This window comes from Patulibacter brassicae (assembly GCF_033949425.1).
Lineage (GTDB): Bacteria > Actinomycetota > Thermoleophilia > Solirubrobacterales > Solirubrobacteraceae > Patulibacter > Patulibacter brassicae.
The window spans coordinates 44,876-60,408 of sequence record NZ_JAXAVX010000018.1; the positions used below are offsets into that span (position 1 = coordinate 44,876).

General features: G+C 74.9%; 15 protein-coding genes. 1 reads left to right on the top strand and 14 read right to left on the bottom strand.

Annotated features, from left to right (window positions below; genetic code table 11):
- Positions 1-12: 12 nt before the first annotated feature.
- The 5 genes from SK069_RS19065 to trpS form a co-directional block, all read right to left on the bottom strand.
- The gene (locus SK069_RS19065; RefSeq protein WP_319955853.1) at positions 13-1,047 is read right to left on the bottom strand and encodes a sulfate ABC transporter substrate-binding protein; all 1,035 of its coding nucleotides are present in this window, start codon (positions 1,045-1,047) and stop codon (positions 13-15) included.
- A 210-nt stretch (positions 1,048-1,257) separates the two neighbouring features.
- Positions 1,258-2,886 carry an SIR2 family protein gene (locus tag SK069_RS19070; RefSeq protein ID WP_319955854.1) on the bottom strand — a complete coding sequence of 543 codons (1,629 nt, stop codon included), beginning with the start codon at positions 2,884-2,886 and terminating at the stop codon, positions 1,258-1,260.
- A gap of 42 nt (positions 2,887-2,928) precedes the next feature.
- Positions 2,929-3,930 (bottom strand): SMC-Scp complex subunit ScpB, encoded by a 1,002-nt coding sequence (gene scpB, locus SK069_RS19075; protein WP_319955855.1) that lies wholly within the window; start codon positions 3,928-3,930, stop codon positions 2,929-2,931.
- Positions 3,927-4,703: a segregation and condensation protein A gene (locus SK069_RS19080; RefSeq protein WP_319955856.1), complete on the bottom strand. Its 777-nt coding sequence runs from the start codon at positions 4,701-4,703 to the stop codon at positions 3,927-3,929. Before SK069_RS19080 ends, scpB begins: the two co-directional genes overlap by 4 nt.
- 398 nt (positions 4,704-5,101) lie before the next feature.
- The gene (trpS, locus tag SK069_RS19085; RefSeq protein WP_319955857.1) at positions 5,102-6,136 is read right to left on the bottom strand and encodes a tryptophan--tRNA ligase; all 1,035 of its coding nucleotides are present in this window, start codon (positions 6,134-6,136) and stop codon (positions 5,102-5,104) included.
- Between the two features lie 94 nt (positions 6,137-6,230).
- Here trpS and SK069_RS19090 point away from each other — a divergent pair, with 94 nt between their 5' ends.
- The gene (locus tag SK069_RS19090; RefSeq protein ID WP_319955858.1) at positions 6,231-7,160 is read left to right on the top strand and encodes a universal stress protein; all 930 of its coding nucleotides are present in this window, start codon (positions 6,231-6,233) and stop codon (positions 7,158-7,160) included.
- 38 nt (positions 7,161-7,198) lie between these two features.
- On the opposite strand, the gene SK069_RS19095 is transcribed toward SK069_RS19090, so the two are convergent.
- The 9 genes from SK069_RS19095 to SK069_RS20330 form a co-directional block, all read right to left on the bottom strand.
- Positions 7,199-7,660, bottom strand: coding sequence for an SRPBCC family protein (locus SK069_RS19095; RefSeq protein WP_319955859.1), 462 nt, complete (start codon positions 7,658-7,660; stop codon positions 7,199-7,201).
- 73 nt (positions 7,661-7,733) lie between these two features.
- Complete coding sequence (locus SK069_RS19100) at positions 7,734-8,096, bottom strand: hypothetical protein (protein ID WP_319955860.1); 363 nt, start codon at positions 8,094-8,096, stop codon at positions 7,734-7,736.
- Positions 8,097-8,190: 94 nt separating this feature from the next.
- Positions 8,191-9,111: a fatty acid desaturase gene (locus SK069_RS19105; protein ID WP_319955861.1), complete on the bottom strand. Its 921-nt coding sequence runs from the start codon at positions 9,109-9,111 to the stop codon at positions 8,191-8,193.
- A 163-nt stretch (positions 9,112-9,274) separates the two neighbouring features.
- A complete protein-coding gene (locus tag SK069_RS19110; protein ID WP_319955862.1) occupies positions 9,275-10,519 on the bottom strand; it encodes a PucR family transcriptional regulator in 1,245 nt (414 codons plus the stop codon).
- 110 nt (positions 10,520-10,629) lie between these two features.
- On the bottom strand, positions 10,630-12,288 hold the full coding sequence (gene gcvPB / locus SK069_RS19115; RefSeq protein ID WP_319955863.1) for an aminomethyl-transferring glycine dehydrogenase subunit GcvPB: 1,659 nt from the start codon (positions 12,286-12,288) through the stop codon (positions 10,630-10,632).
- Positions 12,285-13,703, bottom strand: a complete 1,419-nt coding sequence (gcvPA, locus tag SK069_RS19120; RefSeq protein WP_319955864.1) for an aminomethyl-transferring glycine dehydrogenase subunit GcvPA — start codon at positions 13,701-13,703, stop codon at positions 12,285-12,287. The genes gcvPB and gcvPA overlap by 4 nt, the downstream gene beginning before the upstream one ends.
- A gap of 16 nt (positions 13,704-13,719) precedes the next feature.
- Positions 13,720-14,106 (bottom strand): glycine cleavage system protein GcvH, encoded by a 387-nt coding sequence (gcvH, locus tag SK069_RS19125; protein WP_319955865.1) that lies wholly within the window; start codon positions 14,104-14,106, stop codon positions 13,720-13,722.
- A gap of 92 nt (positions 14,107-14,198) precedes the next feature.
- Positions 14,199-15,308: a glycine cleavage system aminomethyltransferase GcvT gene (gene gcvT, locus SK069_RS19130; RefSeq protein ID WP_319955866.1), complete on the bottom strand. Its 1,110-nt coding sequence runs from the start codon at positions 15,306-15,308 to the stop codon at positions 14,199-14,201.
- Positions 15,309-15,423: 115 nt separating this feature from the next.
- Complete coding sequence (locus tag SK069_RS20330; protein ID WP_406628316.1) at positions 15,424-15,528, bottom strand: integrase core domain-containing protein; 105 nt, start codon at positions 15,526-15,528, stop codon at positions 15,424-15,426.
- Positions 15,529-15,533: the final 5 nt, after the last annotated feature.

Genomic DNA, 15,533 nt, shown 5'->3' on the forward strand with positions numbered 1-15,533 from the left:
GCCACGGGTCGATCAGCCGGTGGCCGAGTCGTAGATCTTCGCCACGGAGCCCTTGTCCGGGTCGAAGAGCTCGTCGTTGACCGTCTTCCAGCCGCCGAGGTCGTCGATCGTCCAGAGCTTCTTCGGCTCGGGGAACTTGTCGGCGAACTCGGCGAGGATCTTCGGGTTCGCCGGGCGGAAGCCGGCCTCGCCCCAGATGCGCTGGCCCGCGTCGCTGAGGTTGAAGTCGAGGAACGCCTTCGCCTGCTCGGGGTGCTTGCTGGTGTTCAGCACCGCGATCGGGTTCTCGATCTTGAACGTGCTCGGCGGCGTGACGTGCTCGACGTCCTCGCCGTCGCCCTCGATGAAGAGCGCCTCGTTCTCGTACGAGAGCAGGACGTCGCCGGTGCCCTGCAGGAACTGCTCGGTGGCCTCGCGACCGGACTTCGGCTGCACCTTCACGTGATCGCCGATGAGCTTCTGCAGGTAGTCCAGGCCCGCCTGCGGGTTCTTGCCGCCCTGGCTCTTCTCGGCGTACGGCGCGAGGAGGTTCCACTTCGCGGCGCCCGAGGAGAACGGGTTCGGCGTGACGACCTCGATGCCCGGCTTGAGCAGGTCGTCCCAGGTCTTGATGTTCTTCGGGTTGCCCTTGCGGGTCACGATCACGACGGTGCTGCCGAACGCCAGGCCCTTGCGGTGGGCCGCGTCGTTCCAGTCCGCGTCGACGATGCCCTTGTCGACGAGGCGGGTGACGTCGGGCTCGACGGAGAAGTTCACGACGTCCGTCTGCAGGCCGGCCTCGACCTTGCGGGACTGGTCGCCCGAGGCGCCGTAGGACTGCGCGAACGTCACGCCCTTGCCGGCCTCGGTCTTCTGGAAGGCCGGGATGACCTTGTCGAAGCCGACCTTCGGCACGGCGTAGGCAACGAGCGAGAGGCGCGCGCCCCCGCCCGAGCTCGAGGCGCCGTCGTCGTCGCCCGAGGTGCTGTCGCTGGCGCCGCCGCACGCGGCGAGCACCGTGGCCGAGAGGGCCGCCAGCAGGGTCAGGAGGAGGGTGCGTGCACGCATCGCGTCTCGTTTCTTTCGATTCCCGAGAGGAAATCCGGGTTTGCGAGCGCGCATATTACGCATTGCAGACCGGCAATGCATGTTTTCCGTCGGTCACGGTCGCGCGGACGGGGACGGCGCACCGCTCCGCGGCGCCCGCGGCTCCCACGACTGGGAAGCCCGTCGGTCGTCTCGGGGACCCGGGCGACCGGGGAGCCCTCGCGCGCGGGCTCAGCGGTCGGCGGGGCGCATCCGGTCCAGCCACGCGGCGATGGCCGCGGCCGTCGGATCGTCCGGCCCGAGGGCCGCCGACGCGGGACCGACGTCGGCGGCGAAGCGGCGCAGGGCGGCCGCGACGCGGCGCTGGGGCTCCGACAGCGCGCCGTCGAACGTCGGGTCCAGGAGGTGCCCGAGGGGATCGACCGCGTGCATCCCGAGCGCGTCGAGCAGGATCTCGAGCCGCCGCGCGGCCGGCGCGGTGCCCGCCCGCCCCTCCCCGTCCTCCGGACGGCGGGTGCTCAGGACGTCGAGCTGCCCGCGCCAGAGCTCCTCGGAGACGGAGTGGCGCGAGGGCGAGAGGCTCGTGGCGTACGCGCCGGTGCCGTGCAGCCCCACCGTGCGCTCCAGCACGAGCCGCACGTCGTGCGCGATCCGGTGGAACGTCTCGTCGTTCAGGCCGAAGCCGACGAAGAGCATGTGCCGCGTGAGCAGCAGCGACTGGACGATCCCCGCGAGCGCGTTGCGCTCGGCGCCGAACCGCAGGTAGTCCTCGCGCGTGAGCACCACGCCGTGCAACCGCCCGTCGCGGACCGTGCCGTGGAGCTTCACGATCCACGACCCGTCGGCGGCCCGGCCGTCGAACGGCAGCACCGCGACCGGCCCCGCGCCCGCCGCGGTCCACGCGCGCTCGAAGAGGTCGTCCCAGTTCGTCGACGCGGCCTCCGTCACCGGCAGCGACGCGAGCAGCTGGTGCTGCAGCGCGACCCGACGGGCGCGGCCGAGGCGCTCGAGCAGGATCTCGGCGAGCCGGCCGGCCCCGAGCCGGGACTGGATGAGCGCCGCGCGGTCGCGGAGGTCCAGCCGGTCCAGCGCCGGGCGGTCGGCCTCCATGCCCGCGTCCGCGATGAGCTCGTCGAGCAATCCGACCCAGGACGGCAGCCCCGCCCCCATGCTGACGCCCGCTCCGACGAACGGGACGAGGCGTCCCGCGCGGGCGTGCGCGGCGAGCGCGACGACCCGCTCGTGCAGCTCCGGACCGACGAGCGCCGCGAACCGCTCGTCGCCGCCGGCGCTGCGCCGCGCGCGCTGGGCCGCGGCGTAGTGCTCGTGGTCGAAGCAGACGAGGACGACGTCCGGGCCGGCGTCGTCCCGCGCCAAGGCGGCCTGGAGCGCGTCGAGCTGGCCCGCGAGGACCGCGCCGCGCACCCCGTGGCCGCCGCCCGCCCCGACGCCGACGGTCGGCAGCGCCACGAGCGGACGCGGCCGCGGCAGCTCGAGCGCCGCGCTCGGTCCCGCGGCGTCGGCCGTCAGGGCGGTGAGGCGCTGCAGCGCGGTGCTCGCGGCCCGCGCGGCGGCGGGGACGTCGTGGTGCGGGACCGCCGTGTCGCAGGCCACGATCCCCGGGCCGGCCGCGCTCGGCCGCCGCAGGACGGTCGCGCCGTCGGCGGCGAGCTCGCGGCGCGCGGGCTCGTCGAGCCGGCCGCCCCGGGCGTCGCCCACGCCGCGCCCGGTCGCGGCCATCGTCACGACCCAGCCGGGCGTGACGCTGCCGTCGCGGTCGGTCGGCAGCAGCCACGCGTCGCAGTGCAGCGCGGTGAGATCGCCGCGGGTGACGAAGAGGTGGCGGGGACCGACGTCCATCACCTCAGGGGATACCAGGGACGGCCGGTCCGTCGGTGACGATCAGGACTCCGCCGGCCCGGCGTCGGGGCCGGCGTCGCCGTCCTCGGCGGGCGTCTCGGGCAGGACGGCGGGCTCGTCGTCGGGCGCCGCCGAGCCGTCGTCGCTGGCCGTCTCGGGCGGGGCGGGCGGCGCGTCGGCCGGTGCCGTCGATCCGTCCTCGGCGGGCGCCGGCGCGTCGGCCGGCGTCTCGACGAGGGCGTCGGGATCGAACGGCGGGCGCTCCGCGGGGTCGTCGCCGTCGGTCGCCTCGCGCCCGCCGCGGGCGTCGCCGGCCCGCAGCAGCCGGTCGCGCAGATCGGCGGTCTCCTCCGGCGTCGGGTCCCAGGCGGCCGGGTCGGGCAGGTCGGCGACGCCGTCGAGGCCGAAGAGCTTCAGGAACAGGCCCGTGGTGCGATAGAGCACCGCGCCGAACTGGGAGCGACCGGCCTCCTCGATCATGCCGCGCTCGACGAGCGTCGCGCAGGCGGAGTCGGCAGCGACGCCGCGGATGCGGGTGATCTCGGGCCGGCTCACCGGCTGCAGGTAGGCGACGATCGCCAGCGTCTCGGCCTGGGCCGGCGTGAGCGGCGGCGTGCGGGGCGCGGTGAGCAGGCGCCGCGCGGCCGGCTCGGTCTCCGGCGCCGTCGAGAGCAGGAAGCCCCCGCCGATCTCGCGCAGGAGCAGCCCGCGGCGGCCGGGCGCGTAGGCGCGGCGGAGCTCCTCGAGCGCCGCGGCGAGCTCGTCGGCCCAGACGTCGCAGGCCGCGGCGAGGTCGTCGACGGTGACCGGCTCGGAGGACAGGAAGAGCAGCGCCTCGATCTGCGAGGCCAGGCCGGACTGCTCGCCCGGCGGCGGGGCGGGGAAGTCGCGCGCGGGCGGCTCGCCCGGCAGGGGCACGGCGACCGACGGCTCGTCCGCGTCGGAGTCGGCGTTCGGCGCGCTCGGCGCGGGCGACGGGTCGACGGCGTCGGTCGCCGGCTCCGGCGGCTCGCCGGCCCGATCCTGCTCCTGCTCGGTGCTCATGCGACCTCGCGCGCCGCCGACCAGCGGGGGGCGCCGGCGGAGACGCCAGCGATGTGGATCTCGTCGAACGGCTCGGCCTGGGTCCAGTCCGCCTCGCCCTGCTTGTACATCTCCAGCAGCGCCCAGAGGGTCACCGCGACGGTCGTGCGATCGGCGCCCGCGACCGCCTCGCTGAAGGTGAACGTGCCGCGTCGCAGGAGCGAGCGCAGGTGCGCCAGGCGCTCGGGCAGCGTCACGCGCGCGACGGTGACGTGGTGCAGCGAGACCTTGGGCGGCAGCCGCAGGAGCCCGCCGAGCGCCTTGCCGAGCCGGCGCGGGTCGTGGACGGCGATCGCGTCGTCCTCCGTGAAGCGCCGCAGGTGGGCCGGCAGCGGCGCCTGGCGGTAGCGCTTGCCCTCCTCGGCCTGCTGCAGCTCGACGAGGTGCTCGGCCGCGGCCTTGTAGCGCCGGGCCTGGAGCATCCGCTCCAGCAGCTCCTCGGCGGCCTCCTCGGCCGGGACGTCGTCGAGCTCGTCGGACTCCTCGCGCGGGAGCAGCAGCCGCGACTTGAGCTCCAGCAGCGCCGCGATGAGGACGAGGAACTCGGTGGCGACCTCGAGGTCGAGGTCGCCCCGCTGCTCGAGGTGGTCGAGGTAGGCGAGCACGACCTCGGCGAGGTCGACCTCCAGCAGGTCGACCTCCTCCTTCAGCACGAGGGTCAGCAGCAGGTCGAAGGGCCCGCTGAAGACCTCCAGGTCGAGCTCGAGACCCGCGACGTAGGCGGTCGCGCGCACGCGGCGAGGGTAGCGAGCGCCGCGGTCGGCGCGACCGGCGCCCGAACACGATGCGCGGTGCCGGGACGTCGTCGCGGGCGCGGCGCGCGGTCTGCGAGGTCGTCCGCAGCCGGGCGCTGAGCGCGGCCGGCCGCCTCGGACGCCCGGGGAACGCGACCCTCCGCCGCTGAGGACGTCGCGCGCCGGGGACGGCCGCCTCGGCCCGGCGACGGGCCGTGGGGCGTGGGCCCTGGGCCGTGAGCCGTGGGGCGTGGCCGGAACGTTCCGGGCCGTCTCCCCTCTGCGGGCGACCGCCGGGAACGTTCCGGGCCGTCTCCCTCCACCGGCGACCGCCGGAGCCGCTCCGGACCGTCCCCGCGCACGCCCGGGGCCGCAGGGCGGCCCGGGCCCGGGCCGGATCAGGCGCGCGGGCCGACGCCCATCGCCTCGCGCACCTCGGCGAGGACGGGCTGCGCGATGGCGCGCGCCTTCTCGGCGCCGACGGCCAGCGCCGCCTCGATCGCCGCCTCGTCGCCGCGCAGCTCGGCGTAGCGCTCGCGCAGCGGCGCGAGCGTCGCGTTGACGGCGTCGGCGGCCGCGACCTTCAGGTCGCCGTACCCGCGAGCGTCGGTCAGGGACGCCTCGACCTCGTCGGGGGTGCGGTCGGTGGTCGCGGCGAGGATGTCGATGAGGTTCGACACGCCGGCCTTCTCCGGGCCGCGAACGATCCGGGGCGGGTTCTCGGAGTCCGTGACGGCGCGCTTGAGCTTCTTCTCGGTCGTCCTCGCGTCGTCGAGCAGGTAGAGCGTGCCCTCGATCGAGCCCGACGAGGTCGACATCTTCCGCTCGGGCGCCTGGAGGTCCATGATCCGCGCCGCGACCGTCGGGTAGACGCCCTCGGGCACGCGCAGGATCTCGCGGGGCTCGCCGTCGTCGCCGCCGCCGAAGCGGGCGTTGAAGCGCAGCGCGATGTCGCGCATGAGCTCGATGTGCTGGCGCTGGTCGTCGCCGACCGGCACCCGGTCGGCGCGGAAGGCCAGGACGTCGGCGGCCATGAGCACCGGGTAGAGGAACAGCCCGGCCGAGACGAGCTCGCGCTGCTGGGCCGACTTCTCCTTGAACTGGTGCATCCGGTTGAGGTCGCCGTGGGCGGTGACCGACGTCAGCAGCCACGTCAGCTCGGGGACCTCGGGCACGTCGCCCTGGCGGTACAGGATCGACGCCGCCGGATCGAGGCCCGCGGCGAGGAGGATCGCGACCGTGTCGTAGGTGCGGTCGCGGAGCTCGGCCGGGTCGTAGGCGACGGTCGTCGCGTGGAGGTCGACGACGCAGAAGATCGCCTCGTCCCCGGCGGCACGGGCCTCCTCCTGGCCGGTGACGTAGTGCCGGATCGCCCCCAGGTAGTTGCCGAGGTGCTTGCGACCGGTGGGCTGGATGCCGGAGTAGACGCGCACGGGACGTGAGCGTACGTCAGGGGCGGCTGCGGACGAGGCGCGCCACGCGGAGCGATACGTTTGGAGCACCATTCCCCTACGGAAGGCACACACGGTGCTCCAGCAGATCCTCGTCGGGTGCGACCACGGTCCCGGGACCGCCGATGCGTTGCGGCTCGCCGCCGAGCTGGCGACGGTCACGGGGGGCGACGAGACGCAGCTGACCCTGCTGCACGCGTACGCCCCGCGGGCGACGCGCTTCGGCCGGCGCGGCAAGCAGGAGGAGCTCGACGACGCGCTGCACGGCGAGGGCATGGCCCTGCTGGAGGGGCTGCGCGACACGCTCCCGGCCGCGCTGCGCGACCGCGTCGAGCTGCTGTCGGTGCCCGTCGCCTCCCCGGCCTACGCGCTGCACGACGTCGCCGCCGGCCAGAACGCGGACCTCATCGTCATCGGGCCGGCGCAGCACGGCGCCGTCGGTCGCCTGCTGCTCGGCAGCGACAGCACGGCGATCATCCACGGCGCGCCGTGCCCCGTGGCGATCCCGCCGCGCACCGAGGGGCACGCCCACGAGGCCGACGCGACCCGCGCCATCGCGCCGATCGGCGTCGGCTACGACGGCTCCGAGGTGGCCGACGCCGCGGCCGAGCTGGCGGCGGCGCTCGCCGCCGCGCAGGGCCGGGCGCTCGAGGTGATCGGCGTGTCCGACGTCCTCGTCCTGCCGCCGTCGCCGGGCGGGGTGGCGCCGGTGGCCCTCGATCCGCTCGTGCTCGAGCGCGAGACCGAGGAGCTGCTGGCCGAGCGCGTCGCGAGCCTGCCGCAGGACGCCCGGCCGACCGCCGTCGCCCTCCACGGCGATCCGGTCCACGAGCTGAGCGAGCGCTCCGCGGAGCTGCACCTCCTCGTCGTCGGCTCGCGCGACTACGGCCCCGTCGGGCACGTCCTGCTGGGCAGCGTCTCGCGGCCCGTCCTCGACCACGCCCGCTGCCCGGTGATCGTCGTGCCGCGCCGGTCGACCGAGCAGGACGCCCGAGAGCGGTCCTGAGGGACGCGCGGTCCCGGCCGGCGCGTCGTCGCGGCGGGTCAGGCCGGGACGGCGGCGCCCTCGCCGCCGACGACGGACTCGAGCTTCGCGAGCACCTCGGCCTGGATCCGTCCGAGGCCCTTGGGGGCGAACGTCCGCTCGAAGAAGCCGCCGATCCCGCCCGCGCCCTGCCAGGTCGTCGTCAGCGTGACGTGCGCGACGTCGCCGTGAGCGTGCACCGACCACGTCGTGACGAGCGTCGAGTTGCGGTCGCGCTCGACGACGTCGCCGCCCTCGGTGATCGAGACGTCGGCGACCACGTGGCGCTGGCGCTTCTTCGTCGCCTGGAGCGTGTAGGAGATCACCGTGCCGGCGCCGGTGCCGCCCTCGAGAACCTCGTACCCGCCGTAGTGGTCGGTGAGGATCAGCGGCCGCACGGTCGCGTAGCTCTCGATCGCCGACCGCACGGCGGCGACCGGGGCGGCGAAGTGGTGGTCGGTGACGGCCGTGACCTGGCTCATGGCGTCGGACCCTACCCAGGCCCGGCCGGCTGCCGGTCCGCCGTGTCCCACGCCGGTCCCGGTCCGAGCCCGGTCACCCGCCGGCCGGCCGCAGGCGGTCGTCGGCCGGCAGCGGGAGCGTCGTGCGGCGCGGATCGCCCCCGACGACGGCCGCCGCCCCGAAGTCGTCGTCGGCGAGCACCACCTGCTCGTCGTCGAGCTCCACGATCCGGACGGGACGCTCGCACCCGTCCGGCTCCCGCAGGAGCCACCGGTCGGCGAGCCATCGCAGGCCGCGCTCCTCCAGCAGCTCCTCCGCGCGCACCCAGTCCACGGGACCGGCGCCCACCCGCCGCCCGAGACGGTCGATCGCGGCGAAGCCCTCCCCCTCCGGGACGATCCAGCCGACCACTTCGCCGTCGTCGCGCCGGTGCTCGATCCAGTCCGCGCCGCGCACCACCGGGACGCTAGGCGGTCGCACGACCCGCCCGGCGCGGGCGCGCCCGGACCGGAGGGTTCGTGCCCGGCCGAGGCGCCGAGCGGATCGGCGCCTAGTGGTGGTGCTCGACGAGGTCCCGCATCCGCCGGTACTCGTCGGGCGTGATCTCCCGCCCGCGGAGCGTCGAGAGCGCCGGGTCGCCGTCGAGGTAGCGGGGCTCGTTGCGCCGCCAGACGGCGATGTAGCGGTAGAACGGGACGATCGGGTGCAGGTGGTGGACCAGGTGGTAGTTCTGGTACAGCATCAGCGGCGACACCCAGCGCTCCCCGCCGATGCGGTTGCGCGTCGTCTTCATCCGGTCCTCGGTCGGCTTGTGGTGCAGGCCGTTGTGGGGCAGGTAGTCGAACGCGTAGGCGAGCCACATGATCGCCAGGCGCGACGGGATGAAGAGGATCACGAGCCACGCCACGACGTTGCCGGTGGCGATGAGGGCCACGGGGACCGCGATGCCGAGGACGATGAACGCGATCGCCTCGACGCGCTCCTTCGGCCGCCGGCTGCCGAGCTTCGGCAGGTAGAAGCCGATGTACGCGTAGTCGATGGTGAGCCACCGCAGCGGCCGCTGCCAGGCCGGGCCCTCCATCGTGTAGTGGTCGGGGTCCGCGCCGTCGTCGTGGTTCGTGAACCGGTGGTGCTGCATGTGGATGAAGCGCCAGACCGGGAACGCGGCGTGCAGCGCGAAGAACGGCGTCGAGACGCGCCCCATGAGGTCGTTGAGCCACTTCACCCGCGAGGCGGAGTGGTGCCCCGCGTCGTGGGCGACGGTGAAGAGCAGGTACCCGGCGACCGCGTTGATCGGGATCGTCGCCCACCAGGCGAGGTCGCCGGTCGCGTAGAGCGTCGTGCTCGCGATCCAGACGGCCATCGAGACGACGAGCAGGACGAGGGTCGGCACCGCCACGACGGGGACGGGCTCCTCCGGGCTCGGGATGCGGCGGACGGTGACGGGGCTCTCGGCGGGAACGCTGGACATCGGGTCGTGCCTCTCGGGTGACGAGGACGGTGGTGCTCGCACCGTAGCCCCGGCGCGACGGCCCCGACGAGGGCCGATCGGCCCACTCCGATGTGCGAGCCGCACACCCGCCCTCCGGGGGCGCTTCGCCGGCCGGCGGCCGCGGAAGTCAGGAGGAGGTCCGCTAGTCCAGGACGGTCCGGTCGAGCGTCGCCGCCAGGAGCAGCGCCGCGAGCAGCTCGGTCGACCGGGTCCCGGTGGGCACGCCGCGCAGCGCCTCCGCCCGGCGCACCCGCTGGAGCACCGTGTTGCGATGGACGCCCAGCCGGTGCGCGGCGACGCCGGGCCCGCCGTGCGGCGAGAGCACCGCCAGGAGCGTCTCCCGGTCGCGGCGCGTCGCCGCGTCGTCGGCCGCCAGGTCGCCGAGCTCGGCGCGCACGAAGGCGCGCGCCGCCTCGAGGTCGCGCGACAACAGGTCGACGAGCGCCACGTCGCGGTACGCGGTGACGGGCGCGGCCCCGGCCTCGAGCAGCTGGGCGATCCGTCGCGCGCGCTGCGCCTCGTCGTGGCTGCGTCGGAACCCCGCGATGCCCGCCCCCGGCCCGCCGAGCGCGAATCGCACGTCCGGGGCGACCTCGGCGACGCGCCGCGCGAGGTCGTCGGGGTCGACGTCCCGGGTCGCGTTCAGCCAGCCCGCCAGGGCGTGGGCGCCGTCCGGGACGACGAGGCTGCGCCCCGCGCCGAGCGCCGACGTCACCGTCCCGGCGGCGCGCTCGAGCGTCGCCGGATCGTCGTCGCTCCAGCAGAGGAAGGCGACCTGGCGGGGCCCGAACTGGTGTCCCAGCGCCTGCTCCGTGGCCGTCCGCTCGATCGCCTCGCCGGCGAGCACCGCGCGCACGAGGTCGGCCCGCACCACCGCGGCGCGCCGCTGGCGGCGCTCGCGCTCGGCGAGGTACTCCGTCGAGACGAGCCCGGAGATGACGTCGATGTAGTGGAAGAGGAACCCGGCGGTCGCCGAGAGCGCGGTGACGAGCCGGTCGCGGTCCTCGATCGCGTGGACGAGGTCGACGCTCCACCGCTCCCAGAAGTACGCGTGCCCGACGCGGTAGAAGCGCAGCGTCACGTCGATGCCGTGGCCGCGGGCGGCCATCCGGCGCGCGTGCTCGAGCGCGGCGATCGGCGCCTCGATCGCCGACGCGGGGATCCCGTGGCGGATCATCGAGAGCATCGCCTCGATGTTCGACGCGCACGAGGCGAGCGTCAGGCGCGAGATCTCCGGGTCCGAGGACGCCTCGGGCACCCGCGCGAGGAGGTACGTGTGCATCTCCTCGGCGAGCGTGTCGAGCTCGCGCGCCCAGTCGCTCGCGAGCCGCCGGACGGCGGGCTCGGCGATCGGCGCGGGCGGGCTCGCGACGGTCGGGGGACGCATGGCCCGAGCCTGCCAGAACGCGGCGGTCCCGGTCCAGCGCCCGCGGCGCCGTCGTGCGCGCCGTCGTGCGTCGCCGGCCGACCCGCGTCGGGCGACCGGCGACGTCGGCGTCAATCCAGCGGCTGGCGGATCCGCGGGCGCTTCGCGGCGCCGGCCTCGTCGAGCCGGCGGACCGGCGTCGAGTACGGCGCGTTCTGGGCCAGCGACGGGTCGTCCTGCGCCTCGCGGACGATCTCGGCGATCGCGAGGGCGAACGCGTCGAGCGTCTCCTTCGCCTCCGTCTCGACCGGCTCGATGAGCAGCGCCTCGTCGACGAGCAGCGGGAAGTAGACCGTCGGCGGGTGGAACCCGTGGTCCAGCAGGCGCTTGGCGAGGTCGAGGGTGCGGATGCCGAGGTCGCGCTTCAGCGGTCCGCCCGAGAGGACGAACTCGTGCATGCAGCGCGTCCCGAAGGCGAGCGGCAGGTACTCCCGCACGCCGAGCTCCTCGAGCTTCGCCAGCAGGTAGTTCGCGTTCAGCACGGCGACCTCGGACGCGTCGCGCAGGCCCGCGGCACCGAGGCTCGTGATGTACGTGTACGAGCGGACGAAGCAGCCGTAGTTGCCCTGGAAGCCGCGGAGCTTGCCGATCGACTGCGAGCCGGGCGCGCCCTCGGGCAGCGCGGCGGCGTCCTCGACGAGCGAGAACCGCGCGCCGGACGGTCCGGTCGGCCCGTCGCCCGCGGGCGCCTCCTCGCGCCGGATGACCGGCAGCGGCAGGTACGGCGAGATCCGGTCGGAGACGGCGATCGGACCGGAGCCCGGCCCGCCGCCGCCGTGCGGCTGCGTGAACGACTTGTGCAGGTTGAAGTGCACGATGTCGAAGCCCATGTCGCCGGGGCGCGTGATGCCCATGATGGCGTTGAGGTTCGCGCCGTCGTAGTACAGGACGCCGCCGACCCCGTGGACGATCGAGGAGATCTCCTCGATGTTCGGGTCGAAGATCCCCAGCGTGTTGGGGTTCGTGAGCATCAGGAGGGCCGTGTCGTCGTCGGCCTTCGCCCGCAGGTCGTCGAGGTCGACGCCGCCGTCGGGGTTCGTCGCGACCTTCACGACCTCCAGGCCCGCCATCGTCACCGTCGCCGGGTTCGTGCCGTGCGCGGTGTCGGGGGTGAGGACCTTCGTGCGGGTCTCGCCGCGCGCCTCGTGGTAGGCGCGGGCCAGCAGGACGCCGGCGAGCTCGCCGTGCGAGCCGGCCGAGGGCTGCAGGCAGACGTGCGGCAGGCCGGAGACCTCGGCGAGCTGCCGCTCCAGGCCCCACATGAGCTCCAGGGCGCCCTGCGCGTGTGCGGGGTCCTGGAACGGGTGCAGCCGGGCGTGCCCGGGCAGCGCGGTGACCCGCTCGTGCAGCCGCGGGTTGTGCTTCATCGTGCACGACCCGAGCGGGTAGAAGCCCGTGTCGAGGTCGAAGTTGCGCCGCGACAGGCGCACGTAGTGGCGCACGAGCTCGCCCTCGGTGACCTGCGGCAGCCGCGCCGGCGCCGAGCGGCGCAGGCGGGCGGGCAGGATCTCGTCGAGGTCGGCCTCCGGCACGCCGGCGTCCGGCGCGACGAACGAGCGCCGGCCCGCGGCGCCCTTCTCGAAGATCGTCGTCGCGTGGTCGCGCTGCAGCGGGTTGCCGCCGACGGCGCTGGGCCCGGGGGCCTGGAGGGGACGGGGGTCCGAGCCACCGGCCGCGGGCAGGACCGCCTCGCCGATGACCGGCACGGGCGTCTCGACGGGCGTGCTCATGCGGCGACTCCGTTCTGGCCGGTGGTGGGACCGGATCCGCTGCCCCGCTGGGCCGCGACGCCCGCGGCGAGCAGCTCGGCGAGCCGGTCGATCTGGTCCTTCGTGCGCTGCTCGGTGATGGCCACGAGCAGGCCGTCGGGGTAGGCGTCCGGGTGCGTCCGCGCGAGCGCGAGCCCCGGGTGGTAGCCGTGCTCCTGGACGTGGGCCACGAGCGCGGGGACGTCGATCCCGGGCAGGCGCAGCGCGAGCTCGCGGACGACGGGCTGCCCGTGCAGCAGCTCGACCCCGTCGATCGCGGTGAGCGTCGTGCGGGCGTAGTGCGTGCGCCGCGCGAGCAGCTCGGCGAGCTCCGGCAGGCCCTCGCGGCCGAGCCAGCCGAGGTAGACGACGCCCGCCAGCGCGTTCAGCGCCTGCGAGGTGCAGATGTTCGACGTCGCCTTCTCGCGGCGGATGTGCTGCTCGCGCGTCTGGAGCGTCAGCACGAAGCCGCGGCGGCCGTCGACGTCGGTCGTCTCCCCCGCGATCCGGCCCGGCATCCGGCGCAGGAACGCCTCGCGGGCGGCGAAGAAGCCGAACGAGGGGCCGCCGAAGTCCAGGCGGTTGCCGAGCGTCTGGCCCTCGCCGACGGCGACGTCGATGCCGACCTCGCCGGGCGGGGCGAGGATCCCGAGGGTGATCGGGTCGTAGGCGCCGACGGTGACGAGCTTCTCGCCACCGACGTCCTTCGCCGCGGCGGTCAGCGCGGCGACGTCCTCGACCGCGCCGAGGAAGTTCGGCTGCTGGAGGATCGCCGTGGAGGTGTCCTCGTCGATCGCGGCGGCCCAGGCCTGCGGATCGGTGGCGCCGTCCTTCAGCGGCACGACGACGACCTCGCTGCCGTAGCCGATGGCGAGCGTCTCCAGCGTCTGGAGCGTGTGCGGGTGCGCGCCGGCCGAGACGACGATCCGCCGGCGGCCGTTGTGGAGCTTCGCGAGGTACGCCGCCGCGCCGACCGCCGAGGGGCCCTCGTAGACCGAGGCGTTGGAGACCGGGAGCGCCGTCAGCTCGCTGATGGCGGTCTGGTACTCGAACATCACCTGCAGCCCGCCCTGCGAGACCTCGGGCTGGTACGGCGTGTAGGGCGTCAGGAACTCCGAGCGCCCGAGGAGCATGTCGATGAGCGCGGGGACGTAGTGGTCGTACATCCCGGCGCCGAGGAACGTCACCTCGTCCTCGGCCGACGTGTTCGCGGCGGCCAGCTCGCGCAGGTGGACGTAGACCTCCTGCTCGCTGCGGCCGTCGGGCAGCGCGAGCGGCTCGTCGCGCAGCAGCGCGGCGGGGATCTGCTCGGCGAGGAGGTCGCGGACGGAGCCGACGCCGACGGCGGCGAGCATCGCCTCCCGGTCGGCGTCGGTGGCGGTGGTGTAGCGGGTCACGAAGCGGCGGTCCGGCTCAGCTCAGGGAGGAGACGTAGGCGTCGCGGTCCTGCAGGCCGTCGATCTCGCTCGTGTCGCTGAGCTTGACCTTCACGAGCCAGCCGGCCTCGTACGGGTCCTCGTTGATCGACTCGGGGCTGTCCTCCAGCGCCTCGTTGACCTCGAGCACCTCGCCCGACAGCGGCGCGATGACGTCGGAGACGGCCTTCACCGACTCGACCTCGGCGTAGGAGTCGCCGGCGGTCAAGGTCGCGCCGACCTCCGGCGGGTCGAAGAAGACGACCTCGCCGAGGGCGTCCTGGGCGTACCAGGTGATCCCGAACACGGCCGTGTCGCCGTCGATTCGGGCCCAATCGTGCTCGGGGTGGTACTTCAGGTCCTCGGGGTAGGACGCGTCCGCCATGTCGCTCCCTGTCGGGTCGGTGACAACGGCCACGCAGGTTAGCGCCCGCGCCCGGCGCCTCCCGGGACGCCCGGGGACGCGCCGGGACCGGGTCAGGCGGGCGGCGGGTACAGCGGCTTGGCCGCGACGACCGCCGGGCGCACCTTGCCGCGCACGTCGACCTCGATCGCGGTCCCGACCGCGGCGCGGGCACCGGGCACGTAGGCCAGCCCGACGCCGGCCTCCAGCGACGGCGAGAACCCGCCGCTCGTGACGACGCCCCCGCCGACGACGGCGTTGCCCTGGCGCGGGATGCCGCGGTCGGTGAAGCGGATCGGCACGAGCCGCTCGCGGTCGGGCCCCGTCCCCCCGTCGGCGGCGAGCTGCTCGCGCGCGACGCGCGTCGCGTCGGCACCGAGATGGCCGGTGTCCTCCTTCACGGCCCAGCCGAGGCCGGCCCCGATCGGGTCGCGGTCGTCGGAGAGGTCGTTGCCGTAGAGGTGGAAGCACGCCTCCAGCCGCAGGCTGTCGCGCGCGCCCAGGCCGACCGGGGTCACGCCCGCGGCCAGCAGCGCGTCCCACAGCGCCGGCGCCGCCTCGGGCGCGACGAGGACCTCGACGCCGTCCTCGCCCGTGTAGCCCGTCCCGGCGACGAGCGCGTCGACCGCGCTCCCGGCACCGGGCAGCACGAGGCGCCGGCGCCCGATGCGGAAGCGCGCGGGCAGCCCGCCGTCGACGAGCGGCGCGATCCGCTCACGGGCCTCGGGTCCCTGGACGGCGAGCATCGCGTAGTCGTCGGCGACGTCCTCGACCACCACGTCGAAGCCGTCGGCGTGCTCGCGGAACCAGGCGAGGTCCTTCGCGTGGTTGGCGGCGTTCGTCACCGTCAGGTAGACGTCGTCGGCGAGGCGGTAGGTGAAGAGGTCGTCCACCACGCCGCCCTCGGGCCGCAGGAGCAGCGCGTACTGCGCGCCGCCGACCTCGATCCGCGCCACGTCGTTGGACAGCAGGCGCTGCAGGAACTCGAGCGCCTGCGGGCCGTGCGTGCGGATCTCGCCCATGTGCGAGACGTCGAAGACGCCGGCCGTGCCGCGGACGGCGAGGTGCTCCTCCTTCACGCCCGCGTACTGCACCGGCATCTCCCAGCCGGCGAACGGCACGACGCGGGCGCCCGCGGCGACGTGGGCGTCGTAGAGGCTCGTCCGGCGCAGGCTCTCGGTCACCGGCCGGACCCTACCCCCGCAACGACCGAGGCCGTCACGTGGGCGTGACGGCCTCGGATCTCGTGGACTCCGCGGCACCCGCGGAGCGAGCGCGGACCGCGGCCCGCGCGGCGCGCTAGCTGTTGTGCCCACGGTCTTGGTGAACGCGGCTGATGGGTGGCCGGTCGCCGAGTGCCGTGTGAGGACGCCTGCGGTTGTAGTACCGCAGCCATGATCTCAAGGCCC

What these genes read in the sequence shown, in the direction of transcription:
- SK069_RS19065 (WP_319955853.1), bottom strand. Translation starts at nt 1,047, where the DNA reads ATGCGTGCACGCACCCTCCTCCTGACCCTGCTGGCGGCCCTCTCGGCC.
- SK069_RS19070 (WP_319955854.1), bottom strand. Translation starts at nt 2,886, where the DNA reads ATGGACGTCGGTCCCCGCCACCTCTTCGTCACCCGCGGCGATCTCACC.
- scpB (WP_319955855.1), bottom strand. Translation starts at nt 3,930, where the DNA reads ATGAGCACCGAGCAGGAGCAGGATCGGGCCGGCGAGCCGCCGGAGCCG.
- SK069_RS19095 (WP_319955859.1), bottom strand. Translation starts at nt 7,660, where the DNA reads ATGAGCCAGGTCACGGCCGTCACCGACCACCACTTCGCCGCCCCGGTC.
- SK069_RS19105 (WP_319955861.1), bottom strand. Translation starts at nt 9,111, where the DNA reads ATGTCCAGCGTTCCCGCCGAGAGCCCCGTCACCGTCCGCCGCATCCCG.
- SK069_RS19110 (WP_319955862.1), bottom strand. Translation starts at nt 10,519, where the DNA reads ATGCGTCCCCCGACCGTCGCGAGCCCGCCCGCGCCGATCGCCGAGCCC.
- gcvPB (WP_319955863.1), bottom strand. Translation starts at nt 12,288, where the DNA reads ATGAGCACGCCCGTCGAGACGCCCGTGCCGGTCATCGGCGAGGCGGTC.
- gcvH (WP_319955865.1), bottom strand. Translation starts at nt 14,106, where the DNA reads ATGGCGGACGCGTCCTACCCCGAGGACCTGAAGTACCACCCCGAGCAC.